Annotated in this window: 9 protein-coding genes and 1 pseudogene; 4 read left to right on the forward strand and 6 right to left on the reverse strand. The window is 46.7% G+C overall.

Going from position 1 to position 14,340, the window contains the following annotated elements; translation table 11 throughout:
- Positions 1 to 16: 16 nt before the first annotated feature.
- Genes aguA through aguB form a run of 3 tightly spaced genes read right to left on the reverse strand, consistent with a single transcriptional unit; the run spans position 17 to position 3,382 of the window.
- Positions 17 to 1,108 carry an agmatine deiminase gene (gene aguA, locus L9Q39_RS04590; RefSeq protein ID WP_237483941.1) on the reverse strand — a complete coding sequence of 364 codons (1,092 nt, stop codon included), beginning with the start codon at positions 1,106 to 1,108 and terminating at the stop codon, positions 17 to 19.
- On the reverse strand, positions 1,105 to 2,496 hold the full coding sequence (locus tag L9Q39_RS04595) for an APC family permease (RefSeq protein ID WP_237483942.1): 1,392 nt from the start codon (positions 2,494 to 2,496) through the stop codon (positions 1,105 to 1,107). The genes aguA and L9Q39_RS04595 overlap by 4 nt, the downstream gene beginning before the upstream one ends.
- Positions 2,497 to 2,500: 4 nt before the next feature.
- Positions 2,501 to 3,382, reverse strand: a complete 882-nt coding sequence (gene aguB, locus L9Q39_RS04600) for an N-carbamoylputrescine amidase (protein ID WP_237483943.1) — start codon at positions 3,380 to 3,382, stop codon at positions 2,501 to 2,503.
- 105 nt (positions 3,383 to 3,487) lie between these two features.
- On the opposite strand from aguB, the gene L9Q39_RS04605 reads away from it, so the two are divergent.
- A complete protein-coding gene (locus L9Q39_RS04605; RefSeq protein WP_237483944.1) occupies positions 3,488 to 4,387 on the forward strand; it encodes a LysR family transcriptional regulator in 900 nt (299 codons plus the stop codon).
- A gap of 84 nt (positions 4,388 to 4,471) precedes the next feature.
- On the opposite strand, the gene L9Q39_RS04610 is transcribed toward L9Q39_RS04605, so the two are convergent.
- The gene (locus L9Q39_RS04610; RefSeq protein WP_237483945.1) at positions 4,472 to 5,944 is read right to left on the reverse strand and encodes an NAD-dependent succinate-semialdehyde dehydrogenase; all 1,473 of its coding nucleotides are present in this window, start codon (positions 5,942 to 5,944) and stop codon (positions 4,472 to 4,474) included.
- Between the two features lie 139 nt (positions 5,945 to 6,083).
- Between L9Q39_RS04610 and L9Q39_RS04615 the strand changes: the two genes are divergently transcribed.
- Together L9Q39_RS04615 and L9Q39_RS04625 are read left to right on the forward strand one after the other, a co-directional pair.
- The gene (locus L9Q39_RS04615) at positions 6,084 to 7,013 is read left to right on the forward strand and encodes a LysR family transcriptional regulator (protein WP_237483946.1); all 930 of its coding nucleotides are present in this window, start codon (positions 6,084 to 6,086) and stop codon (positions 7,011 to 7,013) included.
- Between the two features lie 706 nt (positions 7,014 to 7,719).
- Complete coding sequence (locus L9Q39_RS04625; RefSeq protein WP_290369120.1) at positions 7,720 to 9,423, forward strand: polysaccharide lyase family 7 protein; 1,704 nt, start codon at positions 7,720 to 7,722, stop codon at positions 9,421 to 9,423.
- 144 nt (positions 9,424 to 9,567) lie between these two features.
- Here L9Q39_RS04625 and L9Q39_RS04630 read toward each other — a convergent pair whose 3' ends face one another.
- The gene (locus tag L9Q39_RS04630; protein ID WP_237483947.1) at positions 9,568 to 11,295 is read right to left on the reverse strand and encodes an aspartate:alanine exchanger family transporter; all 1,728 of its coding nucleotides are present in this window, start codon (positions 11,293 to 11,295) and stop codon (positions 9,568 to 9,570) included.
- A 280-nt stretch (positions 11,296 to 11,575) separates the two neighbouring features.
- Here L9Q39_RS04630 and L9Q39_RS04635 point away from each other — a divergent pair, with 280 nt between their 5' ends.
- On the forward strand, positions 11,576 to 13,297 hold the full coding sequence (locus L9Q39_RS04635; protein ID WP_237483948.1) for a hypothetical protein: 1,722 nt from the start codon (positions 11,576 to 11,578) through the stop codon (positions 13,295 to 13,297).
- A gap of 107 nt (positions 13,298 to 13,404) precedes the next feature.
- Here L9Q39_RS04635 and L9Q39_RS04640 read toward each other — a convergent pair.
- Positions 13,405 to 14,256: pseudogene (locus tag L9Q39_RS04640) on the reverse strand (polysaccharide lyase family 7 protein); the annotation flags it as partial.
- Between the last annotated feature and the right edge of the window lie 84 nt (positions 14,257 to 14,340).

Genomic DNA, 14,340 nt, shown 5'->3' on the forward strand with positions numbered 1-14,340 from the left:
TCATCGACGAGCTTACTTAAACCGCAGGCACTTGCTGGGTAATGCAGTGAATATTGCCACCACCCAACAAAATCTCTCTTGCTTGAACCCCGGTGACTACATGATCGGGGAAGGCTTTTTCGAGTACGGCTTTGGCTTGTTGGTCTGATTTTTCATCTAACAAGGGATAGATAACTTGCCCATTGCTGATCAAGAAGTTGGCGTAAGAGGCGGCGAGTCGTTCGCCGGCTTCTCGTTCCATTCCTTGGCTTTGGATGATTCCAGCGGCTTCTTCCTCATTCATATATAAAGGACCGGGCATCGGTAGTTTGTGAACCTTGATGGATCGTCCTTTGGCGTCTCGCTGGGTACTTAATGTATCCATCGCTTGACGGCTAATCTCATATTGAGGGTCGCTCGGGTCGTCACAATAAGTTAATGCGACTTCGCCGGGTTTAACAACGTGCATGATATTGTCAACATGACCGTTGGTTTCGTCATTATATAAACCGCGCGGCAGCCAGATAACCTTATCAATGCCAAGAAACTGTTTTAGTTGCTGCTCGATGTCTGCTTTGGACAAGTCAGGGTTGCGACTTGGGTGCAGTAAACATTCCTCGGTGGTGTAAAGAGTACCGTCGCCATCGGTATGAATGGCTCCGCCTTCCAGCACAAATGGCGCGTGATAGACATCATCTCGCGTGAGGTTGAGCATTTTATTGGCGACGGCATTGTCTAAGTCCCAAGGGAAATAGAGACCATCGACCAGTCCACCCCAAGCATTAAATTGCCAACTGATACCGCGCCGCTCACCTTGTTCATCAATCACATAAGTAGCACCGATGTCGCGCATCCAGCAGTCGTTATAGGACATTTCAATGACTTGAATATTCGCCGGAAGCTGCGCTCTTGCATATTCGAAATGCGCATGCTCAACCAACATCACTACTTGAGTCTGTGACGAAATGGCGATAGCCACATCCATAAACGCCTGTTGAGCGGGCATTCCACTGTAACGCCAGTTGTCGCCGCGTGACGGCCAAGCCATCCATACTTCACTTTGCGGTGCATGTTCAGCTGGCATGTAAAAATGATCGGCTCTTGGGTGAGAGGAGAGAGTTTGACTCATGCGACCTCCGTTTTACCGCTTGGCAGTGTTTGTAATTTAGCGCGAAGCAGCAGAAATTCACCGATAGCAATAGTGATAGAGACACCGATTAAGATGGGCAGCGTATATTGCCAATCCACAGTCCCAAAAATAATGTCTGGCAGAATAAACAGCACCACCGCTTGTAGAATAACTAGGAAGCAAAGTACGGTGAGGGCTTTTTGTACCGCAAGGCTACCGGGCACTTTAAAGGGACGTTCGGTCGCACTATCTTTGATTCTCAATGACAGATAGGCTGGGAACATAAATAGGTAAGGCATTAAGAACACGCAGCTAGAAAAGGCAAACATAGACCAGAACAGCTCGTCATTACTACTGGCGAATAGAGCGTAAGTTAAGATCACCGACGTAGACACCAATCCAGTAATGATATTTGCTCCAACTGGTGTACCGTGCTTGCTTGACGTTTTCGCGACGATAGCCGGCAATTCTCCCTCTTTAGCGGATTGTGCGGCGGCACGGCTCGAACCCATGGTCCAACTCACCATATTGCCAACGAAGGTCACCAGCGTGACGATACCTAGGGCATAAATCATAAATTGACCGAATGGACCGTCGCCAAATAAAACTTTCAGTGTATCGACGATGCCGGAAACAAGACCGACTTGCTCCACAGGTAAGGCGAGAAGAATACCCAGCGTACCGACAATATAAAGCAGCGCAGTGATGCCGATGGCAAGAAAGACCACTTTTGGCATCTGCTTGACGTCTTTCATATCGCGAGTCATCGTGGCGACGAGTTCAAATCCCATAAGATTGAACACTAATGCGGGTAAAAAGGCAGCGCCAGAGTCGAAAGAGGGCGCCATATTAGCCAGTGAAAACTCATTGGCTACGCCGTTTTGTGCGGCATAGATAAATCCACCCACACCCAATACAGAAATGACTACAACTTTGAGCACGGCGCAGAAGTTGGTGATCATCACACCAATATCGGTCGAGATATTACAGACCCAAACGGTGCCCCACGTTAAAGCAACACAGATCACCACTTGTGCGGCTAGGGAGAGATCAGGAAAAAACAGCTCCGCAAACATGCCGGCAAACAAGATGTAAACGGCGGGCATCCAGAGACCGACATTAATCCAGTAGAACCAAGTGGTGCGAATCGCCCAACTAGAGCCAAAAGCCCGTTTTACCCAATCGTATATGCCACCTTCTCCGGGGTAAGCGGCGCTTAGTTCTGAAGTAATCAGTCCATAAGGGATCACAAAGATAACTAAAATCAGTGCCCACCAACCTAGCGAGCTGACGCCAATCGAGGCGGAAGCGGTAAGGGTGTCGACCACAAGTACGGCGCAGAGGCTGAAAAGCGCCAATGGGGTGATGCCCATCTTTTTATCTGTCATAGCATTAATCCTTTAATTGCCCATCAAGTGTCTTTAGGTGTGAATAGTGTTCAGGTCTTCTATCGCGGAATAACCCCCAAGCGCTGCGCTGGAAGCCGATTTCATCAAGGTCAAACTCATGCACTAAAATCCCTTCTGTGCTGCGGTCTGCTTTGGCGATGATTTCTCCGGTATAGTCGGCGATAAAGGAAGAGCCGAAGAAGGTGATCTCAAGATCGCGAGACTTCGCTTGTTCCGTTCCTATACGGTTAGAGGCAATCACAGGAATTTGATTCGCGGCGGCATGACCTTGCATCACACATTGCCAATGGGGCTGTGAATCCATCTCAGGCTGGCTAGGCTCACTACCGATAGCCGTTGGGAAGAATAACAGTTCCGCTCCTTGCAATGCCAGACTGCGTGCTGTCTCAGGGAACCATTGATCCCAGCAAATACCAACACCCACCTTAGCATAACGAGTGTTCCATACCTTAAACCCAGTATCGCCAGGACTAAAATAGTATTTCTCTAGGTAACCGTCGCTATCAGGAATATGTGTTTTACGGTACACGCCCAACATCGAGCCATCGGCATCGATCATAGCCAGCGAGTTAAATTTAACGTTACCCGCTTGTTCAAACCAGCTAAATGGCAGTACCACTTCGAGCTCTTTGGCAAGGGCAGACAGGCGTTGGAACGCTTCATTTTGCTCTAGCACACTGGCCAGTTTGTGGTAAGACTCTTCGATTTCGATACAGAAGTATGGGGTTTCAAAAAGTTCTTGAAGAAGAATAATTTGCGCGCCTTTTTCGGCGGCTTGGCGCACAAGGCGCTCGGCTTTTTCGATATTGTCGTTGATATCCCACGAGCAAGACATTTGCGTTGCTGCAACGGTGACTTTTTTCATCTCAATCCCTATGAGTTGTGTTTTTCTTTTCCCTATTTTTAATTGGTGTTACGTTATGATGGAAATGTGTTTTTTTTATTTTGATATGAAGGATTTCGATAACCTATGGATATGGACATTAACCAACTGAGACTTTTGGTGGTCTTGGAAAGAGAAAGAAACCTTTCCAAAGCTGCGCAAAAACTGTTTATGAGTCAATCCGCAGCCAGTCATGTGCTGTCAAAACTTCGTAATCGATTCGATAACCCACTTTTTATCAAAACCAGAACCGGTATGGAGCCGACGCCATTGGTTCAAGTGTTACTTCCAGATATTCAAAAGGGTTTGAATGCGATAGATATGGCATTTGAGAAGGTAAAGCCTTTTGACCCAACACAAGATGCTAAAACCTTCTATGTGGGTGCGATAGATTATTTTGAGTTTTATGCGCTTCCTAAGCTTGGCAAAAGGTTGGAGGAATCGGCGCCTAACGTCAGGATTGCTATCGATATTCTGTCTGAAAATATGCAGATGGAGCGGGTGGAGCAGGGGCATATTGACCTTATTCTTGGCGTGGATGAGCTGCAACTGATGCCACGGTATTACAACCGTTACCATTGGCTGACCGACAACTATGTGGGGATTGTGGCAGAAAAAACCTCAATAGCGGATCGATTGACGCTAAATGAGTTTGTCCAAGTCCCTCAGGTGCATTTGCCCTTAATCAACTCAGGCGCTGACCCGATTGACCGCTGGTTGCACGAGCAGCATCAATCACGGCATATCTCGATGATTGTGCAGAGTTTTGCGGTGGGCGGCATGGTTATCGCTCAAACAAATAATCTCATGTGTGTGCCGCTGCGTATCGCCAAAGAGCTGCAACAGATGTTACCGATACGCATTGTGCAACTGCCTAAAGGGATCCCAGAACTCTCTTTGTCGATGTTCACCCACCAGTTGTACGATAGCCAAGATAGTATTCAATGGCTAATCGCTCAGCTGCACGCCTGTATTGAGGCAGAATAACCGAGCGGGGCGTATATCTCAGACACTAGCCATCGAATCGGATGGCTAACGCTTGATGTTTGAGTGTTGGTGTTCGCGGCTAACTCAGCGATCTAACCCGCCCATACAGAGATACTTCATCTCCATATAGTCCGCTAGACCATGTCGAGAACCTTCACGTCCATTGCCTGATTGCTTAACGCCACCAAAGGGCGCAGCGGCGTTGGAGATGATACCTTCATTGATGCCGACCATGCCAAAATCTAAGCCCTCGGCAACACGCCAGATACGACCGATATCTCGGGTGTAAAAATAGGCGGCTAAACCATATTCTGTGTCATTGGCGAGCGATAACACTTGTTCCTCGCTGGTGAAGGCTATGACGGGGGAAACTGGACCAAAAATCTCGTTTTTGGCGATAGGCATATCATTGGTGACTTGGGTTAAAATCGTCGGCAAATAGAAGGCGTCACCAGCGGGGTGGCGTTTTCCGCCTAAGACGAGTTTTGCACCAGCGGCAATCGATTCGTTCACCAGCGAATCAACTTCGCTAACGGCGTCGCTGTTGATCATCGGCCCGACCTGAGTCTGCTTAGCAAAACCATCGCCTACGTTTAATTCACTGACTGCCTGAGTCAATTTCTCGGTGAAAGCGGGCAACACACTTTGATGGACAAAAATGCGATTAGTACAAATACAGGTTTGCCCAGCATTACGATATTTTGAAGCGATAACACCTTCAACGGCGGCGTCTAAGTCTGCATCCTCAAATACGATAAAAGGCGCATTGCCGCCTAATTCCATTGAAACTTTTTTTACACTGGTTGCACATTGGCTAATCAGGGATTTTCCGACGGCGGTTGAGCCAGTAAAAGTGAACTTAGCGACATCAGGGTGCTGAGTCAGGACTTTGCCCATACCGCGCGAATCTTTACCCACGACAACGTTAAACACGCCTGCTGGGATGCCCGCACGTTCGGCGAGTTCTGCCATAGCGAGCGCAGAGAGCGGGGTTTGCGTGGCAGGACGGACTACAAAGGTACAACCTGCTGCAAGCGCCGCCGCGGCTTTACGCGCGATCATGGCGTTGGGAAAATTCCAAGGCGTAATCGCAGCGACCACACCAACCGGTTGTTTGATGACGAGGAGCCTTTTATTACCCGATGGTGATGGGATTGTCTCGCCATAGACGCGCTTTGCTTCTTCGGCAAACCATTCAATATAGGAGGCGCCATAAGCAATTTCGCCTTTCGCTTCGCTCAATGGTTTACCTTGTTCCAGAGTGAGAATACGCCCCAGATCATCTTGATGTTGGATAAGTAACCTAAACCAGTTTTTCAGCAAGGTACTGCGTTCGTTGGCGGTTTTTGAAGACCACAGTTGTAAGGCTTGTTTGGCCGATTTTATCGCCAGTTCAGTTTCGGCAATACCGGCATTGCTGACCTTGGCAACGACCTTGCCATTTGAGGGATTGGTCACGGCAAGATCGGACTCGCTGCTGTGCCAACTGCCGTTGATATAAGAAAAACGCTTGAGCAACTGCTCGTCGTTGAGAACAAAACCCTGTTCACTTTGCATGACTCACCTCCATTGTTTGCAGAACTTCTATTGAATACAAAGCTATTGAATACAAAGCTATTGAATACAAAATAGACATCAGGTTAAATATCAAACTATCAACGTTAAGTTTGAAGTAGTTAAAACTAAAAGGATTTAGATGCGAACTCATTCAATCATTCCCCGCCCAGTGACAGAGTATGATCTGCGTTTACTGAGGATTTTTGTGTCAGTGGTCGATCATGGCGGTTTTGCCGCCGCTGAAGGTGCATTGGGGATTACCCGTTCGACGATCAGTGTGCATATGACCAATCTTGAAACAAGGATGAATCTTAAACTGTGTCTTCGAGGAAGATCCGGCTTTTCATTAACCGAAGAGGGACAAGCGGTTTACCGGGCGGTCATCCAACTATTCGACTCCCTGAATGACTTTTCGCTATTGGTAGGGACGCTAGGGAAAGAGTTGAGTGGAGAGTTAGTCATTCTCTGCGCCGATCAGCTCGATGAGAAGAAGCAGTTAAAACTGGCACAAACGATAGAGATTGTTCATCAGGCAGCGCCGAATTTACATATTGTGCTTGATGGGGATGCCATTTCAAATATTGAAAAGCTATTGCTCAAAGACAAAGCACATATCGGTATTTTTCCAGATTACCAGCCTATCGAGGGGCTTGACTATCAGCCTTTGTCCTCAGAGCCCATTTATCTCTGCTGTAGCCATCGTCATCCTTTTTTCCACAAGGTGGACCATCAAATCTCAGAGCAAGATTTGGCACAGGCGTCGACGATTCATCCCGGTGTTGACATACACAAGGACGGCAAAGAGCAATTAAGGAAGCTAAACCTTAATGCACGTTCCTATCAATTTGATATGCGCAAAACCATGATTCTATCCGGCCAATACTTAGGCTATATGCCACAAAGTTATATTCAGCAGGAGCTTAACGCAGGGATATTAAGAATTATCCAGCCGAGCATACTCACTTACCAGTTTGATCTCTCCTTAGTCACTAAAAAGCGCCCAAGAGAAACAAGGAAGTTAGCGTTACTGCAAAAGGCGTTTAAAACGGCTTTTGATTTACCCGCATAAGAGAACGGAAAATAGGCGATATGACGACCTGAAAAGGCCAGCAATAATGAATAATTATTCAATTTAATGGGGGTTTTTTATATGAGTTATTTCGTAGTTAAATAGGGAGTTAGGTTATAAATCACATGGTTAGCCTATACCTTGTTAACGTATCTTATTCGCCTAATTGACTCACACTAATATCGGATGATCGCATCGTCTATTGCCGTTCAGTTCATCAGTTACATCATACAAAATAATGGTTTTTACCTGTTCTGTTATGCAGATAACTTGAGCGGTGGAATCGTCATTGATGAAATTGGTGCAACATAAAGGGGAGGCTTTTTATGGCAAATAACTCTATATTGTCCAACATATAGGTGGTTTGATTCTAGTTTTTGACTAATCTATGGAGTTTGGTTAGTTTTTTTATCTAATTATATGCACTGGAAAGCATTAATGTGTTGTTTCTGGTTGTGGTTACTTTTGCACCAAAATAAAGCGCCAACTCACATCTTTTGTATTATCTAAATATGGTAATAGAACCTAGCTCACACTTGGGAAAATCTTGATTATTTTTTTTAATATTTCGCTGCTACCGTTACTTTCGCAACAAATGCTCACAACATTTAATTAACTTCACTCTTGGGCAAGGGTTGATGATAGAACGCATTAAATGTTGGGTTAATGACTAATTAATTAATGGAATATTTATTCAGGAGATATCATGAAACCGATAATGGTGCGTCCGTTGACGGTCGCGATGATGGCAGTGTTCGGTACACTTGCAACATCCGCTAGCGCAGCAACTTTTGTGATGGAGAAAAACGGGACCAGCTTTTCTATTGATGGTAATGGTGGTGCACAAGAAGGGCAGCAACTTTATCTATGGGGTACCAACCAATCGAATGTGAATCAGCAATGGGTGCAGGTTAATCATGGTGATGGTTATTACTCATATAAGAAAAACGGCACCAACTTATGCTGGGACGGTGGTAGCGGCGGTGCACAACGTCAAGCGGTGACGCTTGAAGTGTGTGATTCAAGCAACTACGACCAACATTGGCAAAAAGTGAAAGTGGTGAGTGGTAGCGAAATCTATCGCTTCCAAAAGCGTAATGCGACGGGCTATTCCATCGATGGCAATGGCGGCGCTGTGGAGAGACAGTCGTTGTACTTGTGGGATTCAAGTGACAGCAACGTCAACCAGCAGTGGGTTCTAACCAATATTGATGATACTTCTGGTAACGCACTGGCTATCGATACGGCATTTGATGATGGTTCCGGTCATGGTAACTATCCGGCGACCAACGCGATTGATGGCAGCACGGATTGGGCAACTCGCTGGGCGGGTTCATCAACAGAGGCGGTCAACCTAACGATTCAGCTACAAGAAACCAGCAATGTGAGTGAAGTCGCGATTGCATGGGGTCAAGGTGATTCACGCGCTTATACCTTTGAAGTTTATGCACGTCCAGGTACCAGTGGCTCGTGGACTAAGGTTTATGATGATGTGAGCAGCGGCACGACGGATGGATTTGAAGTCTTTGATGTAACGGATATTTCTGCTCAGCAGATCCGTATTAAGACCTTTGAAAACACCGCAGGGACGGAATGGACCAACATCAACGAAGTTGAGATCTACGGTAGTTCAAGTGATGGCGGCGGTGATCCGGTTGATCCACCTGTCGGCGATGCAGAATATCCTTCTGATTTGATGAGTAACTACAATCAGTGGAAGATCACTTACCCTGACGGCTCGGAAGATAAGACGTTATACCAAGCAAGCAACGAATTCTTCTATGTGAATGATGACCGCAACGGTATTGTGTTCTTTGCTCCAGTTCGCTCTGATAACGGTACGACACCGAATTCAAGCTACATTCGTTCTGAGCTTCGTGAGCGTGAAGCTGACGGCAGTTCAGATATCTACTGGACCACATCTGGCAAGCATGTTGTGTATGCGAAACAGGCGATTACTCACCTGCCTATCGTTAAAGACCACTTAGTGGCGACTCAGATTCACGGTAACAAAGAAGAAGGCATTGATGATTCGTTGGTGCTTCGTTTAGAAGGTTCACACCTATTCCTATCGTTCAACGGCGGCAAACTGCGTGACAACCTAACCATTAAGACCAATTACTCGTTGGGTACGGTTCATGAAGTGATGTTTGAAGTTATCGATGGCAAGCACTATGTCTACTACAGTGAAGACGGCAACCTAGGCAGCGCGTATGCTTCGGGTAACGCTGACCAATATCTGGTGAAAGACAATGGTGACACGGTATTGATGGATCTCGATTACGGAGAAGCTTACTTCAAGATTGGTAACTATACTCAGAGTAACCCTGAAGAAGAAGGTTCATACACCGATGACCCTGATAACTACGGTGAAGTTGTGGTTTACGATTTCTGGGTATCTCATGACTAATATGGATTGTATCTAAGCTGTTTAGCGGCGGTTGATACTATTCAAAGTTAAAAACTCCATCCTCTGTACTATGACGAGTCGGGATGGAGTTTTTTTATGCCAATTTTAATCCATACAATGTCAGCAATTGACCATTGATAACGGCTAACTTATCACCATAGCAATATAGCCGAATATCAGAACTAACACCGATGTCAGCGCATAGGGGACGGGATAACCGATTGCGGGCATATCACTTTGACATGTGTCTTGTGCGCCTTTCATAGCGGGGGTGCTATTTCGACCACCTGCACATGCTCCGGCAAGAATGGCGGGATTCATTTTCCTGATATATAAGCCGTAGAGCCAAGCGAGGAGTGGAGGAACCAAAGCCGCGGTCAAACCCAGCAAAGCAATCTTAATCACGACAATACCCTGAAACGATGCGAGAATTTTCGGTCCTACCGTAGCGGCAAGGACAGCGACGAAAAGATTCAGCCCGATATCTTGTAAAAAACTACGCGCGCCTTCACTCATCGGCCCACCAAAAGCGGGATTTCGAGTTCGTAAGAATGAGAAAATAATACCGGTTAACATGCAACCCGCTGATGTCCCAAGGGCAAAGGGGATGCCGGCAATCGAGACGCTAAAGTGACCCACGACATAACCAATAAGCAGGGCAACGGCGAGGTAGAAAGTTTCGGTGACCGTGCTTTCAACAATTGGGGCACTGTTGAGCTGTTTTGCCGCTTGTTCAACGCACCATGCCGATCCTGCTACGCGCAATACATCGCCGACTTCAATTTGGGTTTGTGGCAATAAGGGTTGCTGATGCCCTTGACGGAACAAGGCTTTGAAATGAACACCAAAGCCGATCTCCGAGTGCAGATCTGCGACGGTTTTACCAGCATGATCGGATTTACCGACATGAATATCGGCGACTTCAAGGTCAACGTTTCTTGCTCTGGGTTCATCAACCTCGTTGCCGACCACATTTGTTCCTTTCTCAATCAGAACTTGGTATTCACCCCGAATACCGACAATGTCATTGAGCTGTAATTTGGGATTGTCCGAGGCATCAATGATTTGCTCACCGCGAACCACGCGCAGGATGGCGGCTTGTGGGCATTGATGAAATAGTGCTTGAACCGATTTACCCACCAGTTCTTGGTGCGTCACTTGATACGCGCGTATATCAATCGGCAGTTGATCTAAATCGGAAAAGCCAAAGGTACTCGGCAGTTTTTCATTATTCTCTCCATCTGAAAATTGCGCCTCGGCTTCTTGACCCGCTTTGACTGGATCAATACCAAATAGAGCGGGCAGGTATTTGATTAGCAGAATAATAAACACGGTGGATAGCACATAACTGATGGCATAACCGGCGGCAATGTTGGCACTGACGGTATCAATACTCATGCCGTCGGGAGGTACAAATGCCCCTGAGCTGACCGCTGATTGGGCAACGCCCATTACTGCTGTCACGGTGTAACTGCCTGATATAATGCCAGCAGCATAGCCGGGGGCGAGTCCGAGCAACTTAGCGCCGACCACGACGATAATAAAGTTACTGACAACGACAATCAGACCAATAACGACGAAATCGATCCCGCCACGGGCTAAGCCGGAGAAAAACTGCGGACCCACTTTCATTCCGATGGCGTACATAAACATCATTAAGAAAATGTCCGACACCAATCCCGGCTCTTCGATTTTTAGATTGAAGAGGGAAAAAGCAGTGAGTGCCAAAGCAACGCCAACCACAAGCGTTCCTGCTGTGGTGCCGAGGCTGACTCCCTTAATCGTCAATTGACCAAGTGGGTAACCAATCGCTAATGAAACAAATAAAAAGACAAAAGAATTGTTTGCTAAATATTCAAAAATGAAAAGCATGGATGCTCCTTGTCACAGTGTCATATCTATTATTGTGGGCGGGCTTTGGTAACTATAGTTGCTAAATCGCTGCTGCTGAGTGTAAATGCGGTTTTAACAGCAAAAGCGGTGTTTGCGTATAGGGTCAAGGAAGCACTATTTAGCGATGAATCACAGGTCGACGATATGTGAGAATCGTTGCAAAATAGATCATCGCGCTAAGTGGGACTAGGGATAGATCGCTTTTTTGTTCTCCGTTGAGTGGTAATCTCGACCTTCCAATTTTGCAATGAAGATGACTATGAAATTCCATAAATTTCAGCGAGTGACAACCGTGTTAGCGCCAGTCGCATGGACACTGTTTGTCGTGGGTTGCAGTTCAACACCGCCCGTTGTTATTGCTCCAGATTATTCCCTCACCGTCTATCCCTTTAGCTATCCGGTGCCAGTGACAGATAACGACGATGCCCCTTTAGTGGCATTAGATCCGAGCAGTGGAAAAGCGATCTATCGCCGTTATGCCAATCAGGGTCAGCAAGGTGCGGTCAACATTGTTCCGGATTTTTCTTACGCGGGTTATCGGTCTGGCGGTGTTGCCTTACCGAGCTATGACGCATTGCCGGTGATTAAACAGCTCTCACCGAGTGACAATGACGCTCTACAGTTACAACAAGCGATTGATAAGGTCAGCCAACAGATGCCCGACGAGAATGGGGTACGCGGTGTCGTTTTGCTCAAAGCGGGTGATTACTATATTGACCGTCCGATTGTTGTCCGTGCCAGTGGTGTGATATTGCGTGGCGAAGGACAAGGCGTGAATGGGACGACGTTGCATGCCACCAGCGAAGCTCATCGGGATAAGTTTATTCGTGTTCAAGGTAAGGGTAAGAAAAACAAATTCCAACCCGCAGATGCGCCACGCAATGAACGAATTCAACAAGATTATGTGCCAGTGGGAAGTAATAGCATAGCGATCGCTAATGTCGCGGGCTATTCGGTTGGTGACACGATTGCCGTCGCAAGAACACCCAATCAAAAGTGGATCGATGTGTTGGCAATGTCGGATTACGGCTGGACACCAAAAAGCTATCGCATTCAATATGAGCGAACCGTGATTGCGATTGAAGATAATCGTTTGATTTTAGATATCCCCATCGTTGATGCTATTGATGCTTCCCTTGGAGGTGGAGAAGTTTACCGCACTGATCTCTCCGGTCGCTTACAACAAGTCGGCATTGAGAATCTGCGGTTGACAACGCGAACTGACGTCATGGCGAGTAATGAAGATCGCGCGTTTTATGCCATCGATTTCGCAGAAGTAGAGAATTCATGGATTCGTGATGTAACGGTCGAAGCTTTCTCTCACGGTTTTAACTTTAGGGATGGGTCGCGATTTAATACTGCGCAAGATGTGGCCTACGTGGAACCAGACTTTGCCGTCGTTGGAGGCAGGCATTACAGCTTTAACTTTGATGGCGGATCTTTAAACCTATTCCAACGCTGCTATGGTGATGAAGGGCGTCATACCTTTGTGGTTGGCTCTCGAGTTACCGGTCCCAATGTATTTTTAGATTGTGTGGCAGAAAATACCCAGAATGACTCAGGACCGCATCATCGATGGTCGACAGGGATCCTTTACGACAACACTTACGGCGGCGAATTAAGGACGCAAAATCGCTTGGATTCTGGCTCAGGGCATGGCTGGGCAGGGGCTCAACAGATGTATTGGCACACCGAACATGAGAGCTATGTGCTGCAAGCGCCACCGGGTGCCATGAACTGGGCTGTCGCCAACCAAGGTGATTGGGGGCGACCACAATGGTCACCGAACGAACCTCTCGGGATGATTGAAAACCATCACGAAGACAATAAGCCGATGACACCAATACGAAGTTTGTATCTTCAGCAGTTACAGGATCGTTTGGGTATTGAAGCCGTTGAACAGGTTACACGACCCGAACAGAGGCAAGGCAGGATTTGGCAGCAGTTAAAACAGTGGAAAGGCGATAATCAATTTCGCTAGTTGGCAGCCGTAAGTGTTTCGGTGTCAATGGTGAGTTATTGGTCGTTAATCGGTAATTGAAGATAAAAAAATAGCCCTGTTTAGGGCTATTTTCGGTTCTATTACTATTAGTGAGTCACTGATAGATCGTAGAAGGTTGCTTGTACGTAGTCATTAGGCTCGCCAGTTTTGTTCTGGTTGTAAACGCCCGCTTTGAAGTACATGTATTGACCACCTTGGTCGTAACCACTTTCCGACATATCAACCGCTTGAACAAGGTCACGCTTACCTGGACGCATAATTGTCACAGTCAGAGTGTTACCTTTTACATCAATACGGTAGCTGAACTTCTCGTTAAGCTTAATACCATCTTCTGGTTCTGCTGGCGTTGCATCTTGGTTCCAGTAGTTTGGTAGTGAGTTACCAATCATGTCGTACCATTGTTCTTTGCCGAAGTCTTTTCTTGGCTCGTGAGCGAAGTAGATTGACCCTTTCTCGTGATTAGGCAGTTTGCGGTAGTAAAGGCGAATAGGCTCGTCTTTGTTAGCGTGGATCTGACCAATGATCACACGACCTTGTTGCCAGTTTTTACCCGTTGTTGTTACGTGATTTACTGCCAGTGTCGCTTCAAGCGTGCCATCAACACCACCTGCATTTTTTAGGTCTTCAGCTGGCGCTGTTGAGAATACCCAGTTGTTACCGCCCACACCTTTTGTCTTGTGAGAAGTATCGCCACGACGCATCATTTCACGTAGCTCTGAGCGCGTATAAGTGGTGTTCTTCGATGTTTTTGCCCCTTTAACTGGAGATTTAAACACCATGCCGCCATCTTCTGCTAGGTAGAAGAAGTTAGCATCTGAGTAACCACCCGCCAGTTGTTTTTCTTTAATTTGGTCTGATTTACCGTTGCCATCAGAGTCAACAGGAACACTAATTGTCCAACCTAATAGATCGAATTTGTCAGCAGGGACACCAGCAGCTTGAACAGGGGCTGTTAAAGTTAGGGCGCTTGCCAGTGTTGCGATAGCGCCAAATTTAACGCCTTTTTTGTTAAAAGTTTTGCG

The organism is Vibrio hippocampi (genome assembly GCF_921292975.1).
GTDB lineage: Bacteria > Pseudomonadota > Gammaproteobacteria > Enterobacterales > Vibrionaceae > Vibrio > Vibrio hippocampi.